The 13,035-nt window shown below is 35.9% G+C and carries 12 protein-coding genes; all 12 read right to left on the minus strand.

Features of this window, described 5'->3' with window-relative positions:
- Nucleotides 1-27: 27 nt before the first annotated feature.
- The 12 genes from tnpA to AC6I5B_RS13995 all read right to left on the minus strand — a co-directional run bounded on the left by tnpA (nucleotide 28) and on the right by AC6I5B_RS13995 (nucleotide 13,030).
- Complete coding sequence (gene tnpA / locus AC6I5B_RS13940) at nucleotides 28-441, minus strand: IS66 family insertion sequence element accessory protein TnpA (RefSeq protein WP_173867549.1); 414 nt, start codon at nucleotides 439-441, stop codon at nucleotides 28-30.
- A 506-nt stretch (nucleotides 442-947) separates the two neighbouring features.
- Nucleotides 948-1,400, minus strand: a complete 453-nt coding sequence (locus AC6I5B_RS13945; RefSeq protein WP_044963416.1) for a hypothetical protein — start codon at nucleotides 1,398-1,400, stop codon at nucleotides 948-950.
- Nucleotides 1,401-1,413: 13 nt separating this feature from the next.
- A complete protein-coding gene (locus tag AC6I5B_RS13950; protein WP_497773411.1) occupies nucleotides 1,414-3,246 on the minus strand; it encodes a DNA/RNA non-specific endonuclease in 1,833 nt (610 codons plus the stop codon).
- Between the two features lie 59 nt (nucleotides 3,247-3,305).
- The gene (locus AC6I5B_RS13955; protein ID WP_004612655.1) at nucleotides 3,306-3,560 is read right to left on the minus strand and encodes a hypothetical protein; all 255 of its coding nucleotides are present in this window, start codon (nucleotides 3,558-3,560) and stop codon (nucleotides 3,306-3,308) included.
- A 16-nt stretch (nucleotides 3,561-3,576) separates the two neighbouring features.
- Nucleotides 3,577-4,002 (minus strand): DUF5082 domain-containing protein, encoded by a 426-nt coding sequence (locus tag AC6I5B_RS13960; RefSeq protein WP_497773412.1) that lies wholly within the window; start codon nucleotides 4,000-4,002, stop codon nucleotides 3,577-3,579.
- A 33-nt stretch (nucleotides 4,003-4,035) separates the two neighbouring features.
- A complete protein-coding gene (locus AC6I5B_RS13965) occupies nucleotides 4,036-4,263 on the minus strand; it encodes a DUF4176 domain-containing protein (protein WP_497773413.1) in 228 nt (75 codons plus the stop codon).
- A gap of 114 nt (nucleotides 4,264-4,377) precedes the next feature.
- Nucleotides 4,378-4,938 carry a T7SS effector LXG polymorphic toxin gene (locus AC6I5B_RS13970; RefSeq protein ID WP_022250348.1) on the minus strand — a complete coding sequence of 187 codons (561 nt, stop codon included), beginning with the start codon at nucleotides 4,936-4,938 and terminating at the stop codon, nucleotides 4,378-4,380.
- 15 nt (nucleotides 4,939-4,953) lie between these two features.
- Nucleotides 4,954-6,363 (minus strand): Mbeg1-like protein, encoded by a 1,410-nt coding sequence (locus AC6I5B_RS13975; protein WP_118208072.1) that lies wholly within the window; start codon nucleotides 6,361-6,363, stop codon nucleotides 4,954-4,956.
- A gap of 16 nt (nucleotides 6,364-6,379) precedes the next feature.
- Nucleotides 6,380-7,216 (minus strand): DUF5037 domain-containing protein, encoded by an 837-nt coding sequence (locus AC6I5B_RS13980; RefSeq protein ID WP_226972154.1) that lies wholly within the window; start codon nucleotides 7,214-7,216, stop codon nucleotides 6,380-6,382.
- A gap of 54 nt (nucleotides 7,217-7,270) precedes the next feature.
- A complete protein-coding gene (locus AC6I5B_RS13985; protein ID WP_202183238.1) occupies nucleotides 7,271-7,705 on the minus strand; it encodes a DUF5082 domain-containing protein in 435 nt (144 codons plus the stop codon).
- 10 nt (nucleotides 7,706-7,715) lie between these two features.
- On the minus strand, nucleotides 7,716-11,882 hold the full coding sequence (essC, locus tag AC6I5B_RS13990; RefSeq protein WP_497773414.1) for a type VII secretion protein EssC: 4,167 nt from the start codon (nucleotides 11,880-11,882) through the stop codon (nucleotides 7,716-7,718).
- A complete protein-coding gene (locus AC6I5B_RS13995) occupies nucleotides 11,879-13,030 on the minus strand; it encodes a type VII secretion protein EssB/YukC (protein WP_118208069.1) in 1,152 nt (383 codons plus the stop codon). The genes essC and AC6I5B_RS13995 overlap by 4 nt, the downstream gene beginning before the upstream one ends.
- Nucleotides 13,031-13,035 lie beyond the last annotated feature (5 nt).

The raw sequence follows: 13,035 nt of genomic DNA on the forward strand, positions 1-13,035 counted from the left end.
AGATTTCATCGGCGGCTGTGATATCCCCTAACATTCCAACTCCTTCACAATGCGAAGCGTTTGAGCCAGAAGCTGAGGATCTGTTCCATTTGGTATTGTTAGATGAAAACTTCCTACAGACAGCTTCATTGGCTCTGCTACGGAAAGGTTATTTCTTTCCGTAGCTACCGGAATCACATTTAATGGCTGTTCATATGGGAGCGGGTCAGTATCATGAAAATCCACTCTGACAACTTCCTGGCTTTCCGGTGCACGATAGCTGCGTGCGGTTGACGCTGGCAAATCCACACAACCTTTCTGACGCAGCCTTTTTACCCAGTTGTAAAAAGTTCCCGGTTTAATGTCGTGTTCCACACACCATTGATGATCTGTCAATCCACTTTGACGGCATTCCATGATGAGACGGTATTGTTCTTCGGCAGGTATTCTTTTGCTTCTCATAAGCACACCTCCATAAATCGGATAGAGTAAAATGCTCGCATCTATCATTTCTAGCAAGAGAAGATGAAGTGAAATGCTTGCATTTTCTAATGATTATTATGGATTCATTTTTAGGGCAACACAATCCGTCGAATTATTTTGCGCTTACAACTGAACCAATGCCACTAACGCTGAAAATGACATTGTTGATTTCTTCCCATAAGTTCTCAAAGTCCTCCCTTCCATTCTTCAATACTTGCTGTTGTTCTTCCAATAAGTATTATTTAGAGAACTCTTTCACGTTAAATTTACCTAAACATGTAAAGAACCAATTAGGCGCCTACTATTTATTTACTACTTTTTGTTGTATTTTCATGCTGGTAAATCCAGCTTTATGCAAGATATCTTCTCTAAAAAGAAAATACCGATAAAGCCCCTAAAATAGGGAATATATCGGTATTTACCAACTTATGAAAAAATACGCAGAAAATTAGTGGGATTTTTTAAGGAATAAAAGTCTATATTGTTTATATGTTTTTTTCAGAATTATACCATTCTTCTAAAATATCATATGCTGTCTTATCTTTATCATTGCTAAACACTGTTTCATAACAATAATCTGCATTTAATCTATTCTTTAACACATCATAAGTAAGTTTAATTTGTGTTGGCATCTTTTTTTTATATTTCTGACATAATGTTATTAATGATTTAATATCGTCATTAATAATAGCTATTGTAGCTCTCTGTCTATCTACTGACACATCATACTCTTCTTCGTTGCCATTTATCACATCATTTAGTCTATTCTTTTTCACTACTTGCCCATTTACCTTATAAAAAAAGCCACTTGACAGTATATTATTTTCAAAAGAACAATATATATATACTTTTTCGGCTCTATCTTCTACGTATTCTAAGCAAATAGAAACCATATCTGCTTGAAGTTCTGAAAAATAATCCTCAAATATTTTTTCCATGATATCCTCCAATCTAATTAAAAATATTCTGAATAGTAGCATCTCCATCAATTATATATTCTACAATAAATTCCGTTGGGCGTAAACCATTTTTATCATATCTAACTTCAACGTTAACAGCAACTTCCTTTCCCTGTTTTATTGCCTGTGCCCATATATTTTCAATTTTTCGATAATCGCTTAAATTGACATGTTGAGACTGAGAAACCATATTATCTAACTTGGGAGAACCGCCAAAGCGATCTCCAGCCAAGTGTCCCGCATGATCTCCTTTTAATTTCCCAGGAGTTTTTGCTACATGGTTTAATCTCTTTTCACGTTGTGTTAATTGTAAGTTTTCAGTATTCCAATTAGATATCCTACCCAATTCATCTGTTTCATAGTTATAGTTGAATTCACCTGTCTGATATTTAATACTAGACTTTAATTTTCCAGTTTTATCAAATGGTATCTCTGTAAAAATTTTCTGACTAGTTTGAACATTACTCTTCAATACATCTAATCTACCTTGATTAGAATTTATTGTGATACTATCTCCCAGTTCTTCAATATCCACCTTTCTCGCCACATCTCCAATTTCCGATACTGAACTATTTGCTAGGTTTCCTGACAGGACTCCTTCTACCACATTACTTCCCAGCATTGCCAATATACGGCTGTCTGTACTTTGATAGATTGCATCATAAGCTTTATCTTCTGCCACATTGCCAATCAATATCCTTCCACCATCTACGGCGATAGTTTTAAATTTTGCAGCACCTGTTGCCCCTTTTAAAATACCACTCATCGGTAATGCCATTGCCGAAATCATAGTACTGGCATTTCCTATAGTATAATATAAATCCGGATTTCCTGCAAACAGTGTATCACGGATAGGGTTTTCTGCCATTGTAAATCCGTCCCCGGAAAAGCCAAGGGATATATTATTCATTCCTTCTGTTGCGTTCGATAATCCATATAAGGTAGATGTTCCTCCTACAATAGCCCCTCCAAGCACAATAGGGGCAGCCGCACCCGCTGTTGCGAAAATCAATGCTGTTCCCACTGTTGCGGATACGATGCCTGCAAGAAGCTGTTTCAATCCTTCTGCTTTCCTATCATCAGCAAGTTTATCGTTCATTTTATCTTCAAACTTTTTCATTGCCTCTTCGTACTGAGCCATGTTCTGAGCTACAAAATTTCCACTTTCTTCATAGCCCATCTGCAGCCTTTGATATGCCGGCAGCATTGCAATAGAACCAGCCTGATAATTAGTTACTGATACAGCAGAGCTTCCTGTTCTTGCTATCAGAATAGACCTTATAGACTCCATCATGGAGTCCATATTCTGTGTGTCATTTTGATGCGTTTCCTCATAATCACCAATGTCACTGTTTAAAGTTTTAACACGACTTTCCATCAACTGATAAGAAAGTACTAATGCCAAACCTGAAGGCTGGACAACTGAAACAATATCACTAACACTGGAAATGACGCTATTAATTTCTTCCCGTAAATTTTCAAAGTCCTCCCGTCCATTCTCCAATACTTGCTGTTGTTCCTCCAATATTTCTTGTGGAATCTCAGCCTCATAAGAAGAATCAATTCCATAATATCCCTCTGCATATACCGAAAGACGTACCTGAAACTCAGTTAAGAGTTGCTGTAGTGATCCAATCACAGGAATATGTACTTCTTGTATATAATTCTGTATGCTTTTCCCGGTTTCCCCTTGGATGCATGGTGTTACTACAATCGTTTCTAATGCCTGATAAACCGTCTCTAATTGTGTTCCCCATTCACTCAACTGGCTAATCATCTGATTTTGTACTTCCAACAACTCTTCAATTTTCACATGGTATCCCATAACACACCTCCTCCTTGGGTGCTTCTTTTCAAATTCTATATGTTCCAACCGCTAAATGTCTATCGTTTTATTAAGGATTGTTCTGCATAAGTCATACAGGTACTGACATCTTGTAGTTTTCCCACATCTTCCTGCAATAAAGTTTTATAACTTCCAAACAGTTCTGATAAAGTCTGATAGGTTTCTAAAAATGCTGCTAAAGATTTCATATTTCCTGTAATTTCCGGTTGTTCTTTACTTTTTTTAATACCTTGGCTGGCTACAGATAACGCTGACACATTCGAATTATAAGTTAATTTATTTAATTCAATCATTGACAGTCCCCCTTACCTAATTAAGCAATGTTTCAATATAATTTCCCAAAGAGTTAATCTGACTTTTTAGCCAGCCAATCACTCCTTCTTGATCATAAATCTGATTTTCCAATCTTGTGATTTCATCCATAGTCGCATCTACGGCTTGATCAGTTTCATCATAATATGTTTGATAACAAGGTTTAAGCTGTTCCTCAGCAATTCCTTCATACTCTTCTTTATTAGATCCTTTCCAACTGCTACATGAAAGTTTTTGCGTAATGTCAAATTTCTCCGACTCTATATTGAGTTTATAAGTCTGCAGTTTCTGTTTTGCACCTTCCAAACGCTCAATTTTCTTTTCTAATCCCTGAATTTCATTTTGACACTCTGAAATCCTATAGTTTGCTTGATTAATTTCATATTTTGCAGATGAAATAGCAGCTTGATTTTTATTTGCCATGAATCACACCTCCCTGTCCAGAAAGCAAAAGTTTTATGACTCATTTTCTATTTTTAATAATCCATCCAAATGTTCTTTTAAACTTTTTTGCATTCTGAAATCATCTTCATCTTGAAACCCTTTTTGAATTACTTCTTCAATATCCTCGTGGTTTAGATATAACACGTTTTCTCCAATCAAGCCTTCTGGATAAGTACAAGCAACATAATCAAAATATTTTTGCTCTCCCTTGAAAATTGCTACAACACCTCTTCCAATCAAAACAAGCTTTTTACACTTCCTTTTACAATAATTACAGAACCTAATGGTAAAAACTTTTCTTCTTTCATTGCATTCATACCTCTCATATTTAAAATAAAACAGAACGTTTCTTAATTATTTAGAAAATTTCATTCGCATTAAAGTTATTCCTTCATCAAGTAAACTCATATCATTCGCATGTGACACATCATATTCTCCAATTTTTTCGTTAATGTCTGTCAATGTAACCATAAGTGTATCAATTTTCTCTGGAACTTGAAACTCGATGGAATAACTGAATAAATCATCTACTTTACTAAGTTCATCTACGATATTCTCATAAATGTCAGTATAACTTTCTTTATATAAGTTTAATTGTTTCTGCTGTCTTTCTAACACATCTTGTTTAATAATTGCTGTATTTGACTCCTCAAGTTCCATAAATCCTAGTACGTATTTAGAATAATTTTCTTGGAATAGATCTAGAAGAGCTTCTATCTCTGTTTTTATTGGCATATGAATATTTTTTATGTTATCTTTTAATTTTGTACCAGCTTCACCTTGCAATTCGTTTGTATCTCCTAAAACTTCCAGAGTTTTTCCAACCTCTTGTAGCTCTTCTTTCCAACGCTCAATTTGTTCCTGCGATTTAAGCTGTAAGCTTAAAATTTCTTCCATTCTAAGATAATATCCCACATTCTTCCCCCTCTCTTATAATATATCTTTTTCTTTAAGAAGCATAAGTTTTCCCGCTTCTCTATAAGAGTCTGCACTTGCTATAAGAAATGTTTTATACATTTTCATCAAATGATCCAGGTTCTGATATGTTTCTGTCATATTGTTAAGAGATATAAGTTTACTTTCCATATCCAAATGCCCATAAGTACTTGTAATCCTCCCCGCTTTCTTTTTGAAATCATTTACTTGTCTAAAATATGGATTTTTAAATAGTGCAATAAAATCCACACCTGCTGCCGCCCATTTAGAAATTCCTCTTTCAATGGAATCCCAAATTTCCATTCCTATATGGACGCCATTTTGAAATGTATCTATAAAGTACTTGCATACTTTCTTTCCAAATTCCTTTGTATTTTCGGATTCTTTTGCCAAAAGAAAAAGATTTATTAAGAAGATTCCATCTACAGCCAAATTCCGTACTACTCCAGGGGCTTCATTTTCTATTTTTCTTATGACTACACCAACCGTTTTTGCAAAGTCATCCATCTTACCATTTTGGAAAAATTCTGTATCGTGTTCCATCATCCAGCGCCAGACAAAACCGGTATCATGTTTTTGAAACAGAGCGCCATCTGTCAATTTTTCCAAATCATATATTTCATAAACCCTATCGTCTGTTCGTATAGATTGGAACATTTCATCTGGCATTTGATTAAGTAAATTTCCGATAAAAGACCATTGATAGTGTTTCACATGGGAAGCCATATTATCAATTTCTAAAGCATGTGACAAAAGATATTCATCGGAGTATCCTGGTCCGTCCAAATTGTAAATCGTTCCCACTTTGTTCTGCATGTTTGCAGGCACTGTAATTCCAGCATGCTGTGACAGATTTCCACCTAGAGAATGCCCCGAAAAATCAAATGTTGTATAATTATCCCCATATTTTTTATTCATATCTTTCACAAAGTTCTGTGCTGCTTTCTGCTGCTCCGTTAAAATATTATTGAATAAAGCGATATCTGCATTGATCCAGTCTTGACGTAGCTGATGCGTAGTGTCACTTTCACTTCCTCGGAAACCGAATATCGACTGGCCTTCTCCACAATCAATCATGCATCCATAAAATCCCGAATTTGCATTATCATCTTTTACTTCCACAATCTCCCACTGTGCATACTCTGAATTTTTTATCTCCCCTATAAATGCCTTTGCTTCCTCTAAACGCATCTGTTCGTATTCACTTAACTTTGTCGTTTTTGGATCTTTATTTCCATATACTCGATTAATATATTGTTTTTTTATACTAGGTGACACTCTAAAAATATTTTCCAACGTTGCTGAACCGTATCTATCTACCGCGTCCTTTATATCATCATTTTCAATATTCATATATGCTATCTGTGAAGCCACAAGTGCATCTTTATCTGTTGTCGAACCCATATACAACGCCTTCCTTTTATTTATATTTTTCCTGCTCTTTTCCCTGTTTTGCTGCTTTGAACACCTCTAAAGAATCATCAAATACCTTTGAACCACTCCGCATAATCGTTCCAAAATAAGGCTGCTCTTCAATAGCTTTGTCTAAACGACTTCCTCCATTTCTAGGTGCACTTGTCTCCAATACTTTTTCTGCCTGCCGAAAGTTCTTTTTGTCTAGGTAATAAATATAAAGTAGTGCTTCCCCACCCAGCTTCTCTCGAAACAATTCCTCGTACATTTTATACTCCTCTTCATCGGTCTTATCCATCATTGTCGTAGCATCTATATAAATACGTATAGCCCCCAAGGTTCTTTCATCCGGATTACCTGCATAATTACGTAGATTAACGTAGTTTTCCCAATTGGAGACTTCTTCTACAGGCATATTTTGCCATTTTTCCCACTCATCTTCTTGTGACCAGATACGTCCTTGGATATAGTATCTTTTCGCCACTTGTGAAATCACTTTTTCTGTTTTTTTCTCCATCTGCTTTGCTAACAGACGTTCCACATACCCATCTCCAAGAGGGCCTACTTCTAGTCCAAAATCTTCTGTATAAAAATAGCTTCCTTCAAATGGATGTTTTGGATCACTTTTTGCAATACATGTTGCATAAATTGCTCCATTATCTGATGGTAACAGTTTAGGTTGATTCCAAGACAGTACTTCAAATTCTTCTCCGTATTTTTCCTGTAAATGACTCTCTATCGCTTTTGTTATAACTTCTTTTTTCGTATCCATTCCACATCCTCCCAACATCATGATTAAGAAAAGACTCACTAATAGTGCTGATTTATATCCTCCTCTTTTCAAACCGATTCCCTCCTATCTGTGGCACTTTTCTAATGAATAGTTACACGGCTTTTGCTAATTTAGTAGTTTTGTAAGCCAATTATCCAAATCATTAAGTACCATCTTCAATTGTCCAATGATGCCTTCATGCTCATATCGTTTGTTCTCCAATTGTGTAATTTCATCATTCAATGCATCTTGTAAGCTATCTACATCCTGTTTGAAAGCATCACAATCTTCCAATACTTTTATTACTTCCCCATCAAAAGACTCTCTATTGCTTCCACACCATGTAAAATAATTCATAGATTCAATAGTTCCCGCCATGTTACTGATTGTCGTACCTATTTCTTCCTTTTTTGCACTTACTGCATCCCTTGCACTTTTAAGTCTTTCAATTTTTTCTTCTAAACTTTCGATAGTGATTCTGTTATCTGCTATTTGTGCATTACATTTTGATATTCTTTGCTTACATTCAGCAATTTCTGCCCCATTTTTATCCTTATCCATAAAATTCTCCCTAATATTTTGGAACCCGCACTTTAACATAAGCTCCATTATGGAACAATAAACCATCTTTAAACTGTGGAAGTTCCTTGGCTGAATTAATCGGGAATATTGCTGTTGTTCCCTGATTTCCAAGAAGTAAACCTTCTGTTGTGTTTTTCGCAAATTTCGTCACTTCGTCAAATCCTTTCATCTTTCCGGAATGTGCAGTCAAAATGATACTGATACCAACACCTGCTGCCTCATTCAGAATAGGAGCCAAAGTTATCGCCTGTGTTTTGGTCAATTCCACAAAATTATCCCAATCGTCTACAATCAAGCTAAACGGCTGCAATTCCCGGCAGATTTCCTTTGGATTTAACGTCGGATCCATTTCTAATGATTCCTTGACTTTTTGATTTCTTTCTGTGATCTCTGCCTTGAGTGCATCTATGAGCAGCGGCACCATTGCCTGATTTTCTATATAAACAACTTCTTCTGATGTTTTATAGGAATAAAGTTCCATAGCTTTGGAATCTACCAGATAGATTTTTCCTTTTCCCAGCATCTGATCAAGAACGACCTTCAATACGTTTGTCTTACCTCTTGCTGCTTCACCAAGAATCGTAAATGGTGTATTTCCAAGCTGGAATCCGCAGGCACACACAGCTTCTTTTTCGAGCCCAACATAAATATCCTGCTCTGTATGAGGATATTCTTTCATATCTGCCAAAAACAAGTTTTCTGGAAGAACCGGAATTCTTGGAGCTTGTTCACCTGGATACAGAGCATCAATATTCTGTATCAATTCTTTAATTTTATCCTTATATTCCAATTCTGTTTTAAACTTGACCATGCTGTAAAGCTGCATTACACTTATCATATTGTCATATTTCAAAAGAGCTCGTCCTTTTGTTTCTGATTGTTTATAAGTGCTTCTTCCAACAATCAGATTTACATCTGACTCATCAAACAGATATCCCGCCACTTTGTTTTTAAAATTATTGTAGGTAGAATATTTCATACTATTGCTTCTGGTAGCAGTTGCAATTACAAAAATCCCAAGTCCATAACCATCACGGGAAATCTTTTGGAAAAATTCTTCAGCCTCATATCCAAGTTCTTTTACTACATCAAAATTGTCAATCACAAGAACAATTGCTTTCATTTTCTCTGCAGAAACCTGATTGTAAACTTCAAAATTCTGTACTACTTCATCTGCCAGTTTTTTCTTTCTCTCTCTGATTTCTTTCTGCAAAATCCCCATTAACTTCTGGAATCTTTCCGAGTCATCAAATACAATATAATCTGCCACATGAGAAAGTTTGTTTAATGGCATCAGACCACTGTTTCCGAAATCCAAAATATAAAAATTCAAATCCTGCACGCTATTCTGCATAGCCAAGGACAAAACCGCAGTTGTCAAAAAGACGGTTTTCCCATATCCTGCTGAAGCAATATACAGCAAATTCCCATCTTTGATAAAATCAACATCATATGGAATCTGTTCCTGTTTTTCCGGAATATCAATGAGTCCCATAGCAATTTTCATGTTCAATTCTTTTGGGGTTGCACGAATCAGTTCCTGTGGGCTTACAAGTTGTTCCGGTAGTGGTGGAAGCCAAGGTTTTTTCACCTCTTTTACATCTTGTGTTTCATAATACTCGTGAATATAGCGTACTACTGCGTCCAACTGCGTTTTTACTACTTTGTTGTTTTCTTTCGTATCACTTAAATCTTGATTTACCAATTCCCCTTGTCCGATTTCATTGAGTACATAAACCCGGTCATCGACTTTTTCTTTCTGTTCTTCTTCATTATAAGCAGCTCCACTCCACGCAGATTGGAACAATTCATAGATTTCATTATTACCCACTTGCAGATAGGCACGTCCAGGCAGCGTAATGTTTGCTGCATCTGCCGTTTTTAAAATTTCTTTACTGTCTGCTTCGTTCTGTACTTTAAGTGCCAACTTAAATTTTGAGTTTGACCAAATCTGATCATCTACTACACCTGTAGGTTTCTGAGTTGCCAAAATCAAGTGTACACCAAGGCTTCGTCCAATACGGGCAGCAGATACCAGCTCTGACATGAATTCCGGCTGTTCCTTTTTTAATTCAGCGAATTCATCACTGATCAGGAATAAATGTGGAAGAGGTTCTTCTGCCTCTCCATTTTTAAATAACTTATTATAGTTATTGATATGGTTCACATCATATTGATTAAAGATACTTTGTCTTCTTGCTAGTTCACTTTTGATAGATGCCAACGCACGCATACTCTGGGAACCATCCAAGTTCGTAATCGTCCCCAATAAATGTGGAAGGGCTGTAAACATCTTAGACATACCGCCTCCCTTATAGTCAATCAAAAGGAAGGCAACCTCATAAGGATTGAAATTTACAGCAAGTGAAAGAATATACGATTGTAAGATTTCTGATTTTCCGGAACCTGTTGTACCTGCAACCAGACCATGCGGTCCATGAGCTTTCTCATGAAGATTCAAATACACATAATCTCCGGCTGCTCTTGCACCAAGCGGTACTGCCAATGATTTTGAAGAATTATTTTTTCTCCATCTTTCTTCAATCCGAAGTTGTGATGGTCGTTCCACCTGATACATTTGGAAGAAAGTAATACTGTTCGGTATCTGTGCACTAATCCCCTGCATGTGTTCTAGCACACCCAGATTTCTTCCAAGCCACTCTAAAGGAATTTCCTGCATATTATGAAGCCTGAACTTTTCCTGCTTTTCTTCCCGTTCATCAATCAGCAGAAGTCCATCTTCTGAGTTTTTCAGCATTGCAATAGTTCCTATATTTTCTGGCAGATTTGCCCTTAAATGAGAGGTATAAATGATAGAAAATCCTAAATTATACCCTTCCTTTTCCAAATATTCCATGATGGAATGATCCATAATCCATTTTGGTTCATCAATCAGAAAGAGAAAGTGTGGTAGAAAAGTACTCTCTTTTTTGCTTTCCTCTTCTTTTTGTTTTCTGTCTTTCAAGATCTGATATAGACTTCCTAAAATCTGATCTCTTTTGTTTTCTGAATTGATCATCGCAATGCTGTTTACCGTATGTATCTTAAAATGTGGATACCAGCGCATCCACTGAAAGTCTTCCTGATAAACTTCATCATAAATTGCAATAATTTCCAAATCATGATAACTGTGAAAGAACGTAAGCTGGCAAATGAGTGCTTTTATTTGCTCATGTATTACACTTTTTTCTCCTACCAGGCCAAGATGAGCCTTTTTCAAATCGATAACTACCGGTTTTTCAATGACAGAAAATTCTCTTTGGATCGCTTTTGCCTCATCTTCCAATATATCTGGTTTCGTTTTTAATTCATCAAGTTTCAGCTGAATTTGAAGCTGTGGATGTGTTTTTTCCATTCCTAATGATACTTTCAGAAAATCTTCATCATTATAATTTCGCTCATAAATTCTAGGACTGTATTCTTCAATCATATTCCTGATTTCAGATACAGACGGATAATTATATTCATAAGCTTCTTTTTCTTTACAATAGGCATGATAGATTTCTTTTCGTTTCCGCAATAAATACTGCTTATAGGTTTTTTCTCTCAGAATTTTGTTTTCTTTTAATTCTTTCTTATCACTGAAAAAACGCATAATGGAAACAACTAAAGACATCCCCGTACCGGCAACCGCCATCACTACAAATAATCCGCGTTTCATAATCACACTAATTGCAATGGTAATACAAATCATAATCACAGGTGGCAATATTAGCTGAACAAGTCCGCCTTTTTTACGATCCATCAATTCTTTTGGCTTCTCTAATTGGATTTTTTCTTCCTGCACCCTTTTGATAATTCTTGGAGAACGCTTGTACTTCGGAAAACCTTCAAAGGGAACTCTGGAATCTTTTATAACAGGAAGCTGTGTATGTATTTCAGCAATATTCCCTTCTATAAGAATTGCATTTTCCACTAAAATGACAGAAATATCTCCAATTGTTAAAACATCTCCATTTTCCAGAAATATCTTGTCTTGCTGTATCACCTTATCATTTATAAGCAAAACATCTTCCGTTTCTTTATGAATGGAAATTTCTTTCCCTTTTACAATAATATCGACCTTACACTGTGGAAAAACGATATCTGCTTTCCTTGAACCTATCGTAAAGTAATCGGGACGAAATAATCTTATTCTTCCTGTTTCCATTTTCATTCTCCATCCCCCTCAGTATCCCCTGTAGCTGTACCTTCATAATTGTTTGAATCTTCCGTTTCATATTTTTCCATCAGGGGTTCCATTTTCTTTGTAATTTCATTCAGCTTATCGGATTTTTCTGCACCTGTTAATTCTGTATTTTCTTCTGTTATTGCTTTTTCTTTCATATATGCATATAAAAGTAATTGATCATCCGAAAGTCGTAGTGCAATATCAGCAGCCTGTTCTGTATCGCTTCTTCCCAGATAAATCCAGTAATCTAATTTCGACTCCGTATCATTCAATGTCATTTTAGCTAAAATATTATCTTTTTGCTCTTGTGTAAGATTTTCGCTACGGACATATGCATTCGCAAGCATAAATTTCTGTGGGGCTGTCATGTTCTGCACCTTGACATTTCTCATACAGTCTATACATGCAACATAATCTGACTGAACATATGCATCACTAAGCTCTATAACGGCTCTTTGATAAGGTTCTTTTATTATACCGTCATAGCCTATGTATCCAACTGTTCCCAATAATACAACGCCTAGAACTGCTGCTGTCACTTTTAATGTTGTCACTTTATTTTTTTGTATCAGAACTTTCTTCTCTCTTCGGTCTTTCTTAATTCGTTCATATTCTTCACAAAGTATCTTTCGTATGTCCTCTACTGACGTTCTTGACTGTACCTGTCCTAACACTCCTTCTTTCCCTAAAAGCTGCATACCTCCCTGCAAATAATCTTCAAATGTATATTTATTCTGTAAAGCATATCCGATAACTGCTTTATAGGCATTTAAGAACTGCTCCTCCTGGTCTGTACTTGCAGACAGAACATCTCTGCTTTTCGCTTTCACACTTCCATGAAGATCATAAAACAGATTTTGGGGCTGCAAAGAAAAAGAATATTTTTCTATGTATTTTTTAAGATTTCCAATATCGTCTAAAACTAAAAGGATATCAGGAAGGTCTTCTTTTCGAATCTCCGTGAACGATCTTCGGTTTTCTAAATCATACGTAATTTCTAATTCTTCTGTCTTTTCCTCTATATGTGACTGTAAAAAGCCATATTCCGGATAGGTGATCCATTGATATTCAAATGCATCTTTTGCTGCAAGTTCTGATTTCTTAATAACTTCTTTTATTACTGTATCTTCCATAACCT

The organism is Faecalimonas nexilis (genome assembly GCF_059731825.1).

Bases quoted from the DNA above. Each gene is read 5' to 3' on its own strand.
- AC6I5B_RS13975 (WP_118208072.1), bottom strand. From the start codon at position 6,363: ATGGGTTCGACAACAGATAAAGATGCACTTGTGGCTTCACAGATAGCA.
- AC6I5B_RS13985 (WP_202183238.1), bottom strand. From the start codon at position 7,705: ATGGATAAGGATAAAAATGGGGCAGAAATTGCTGAATGTAAGCAAAGA.
- essC (WP_497773414.1), bottom strand. From the start codon at position 11,882: ATGAAAATGGAAACAGGAAGAATAAGATTATTTCGTCCCGATTACTTT.
- AC6I5B_RS13960 (WP_497773412.1), bottom strand. From the start codon at position 4,002: ATGGCAAATAAAAATCAAGCTGCTATTTCATCTGCAAAATATGAAATT.
- AC6I5B_RS13955 (WP_004612655.1), bottom strand. From the start codon at position 3,560: ATGATTGAATTAAATAAATTAACTTATAATTCGAATGTGTCAGCGTTA.
- AC6I5B_RS13950 (WP_497773411.1), bottom strand. From the start codon at position 3,246: ATGGGATACCATGTGAAAATTGAAGAGTTGTTGGAAGTACAAAATCAG.
- AC6I5B_RS13995 (WP_118208069.1), bottom strand. From the start codon at position 13,030: ATGGAAGATACAGTAATAAAAGAAGTTATTAAGAAATCAGAACTTGCA.
- tnpA (WP_173867549.1), bottom strand. From the start codon at position 441: ATGAGAAGCAAAAGAATACCTGCCGAAGAACAATACCGTCTCATCATG.
- AC6I5B_RS13945 (WP_044963416.1), bottom strand. From the start codon at position 1,400: ATGGAAAAAATATTTGAGGATTATTTTTCAGAACTTCAAGCAGATATG.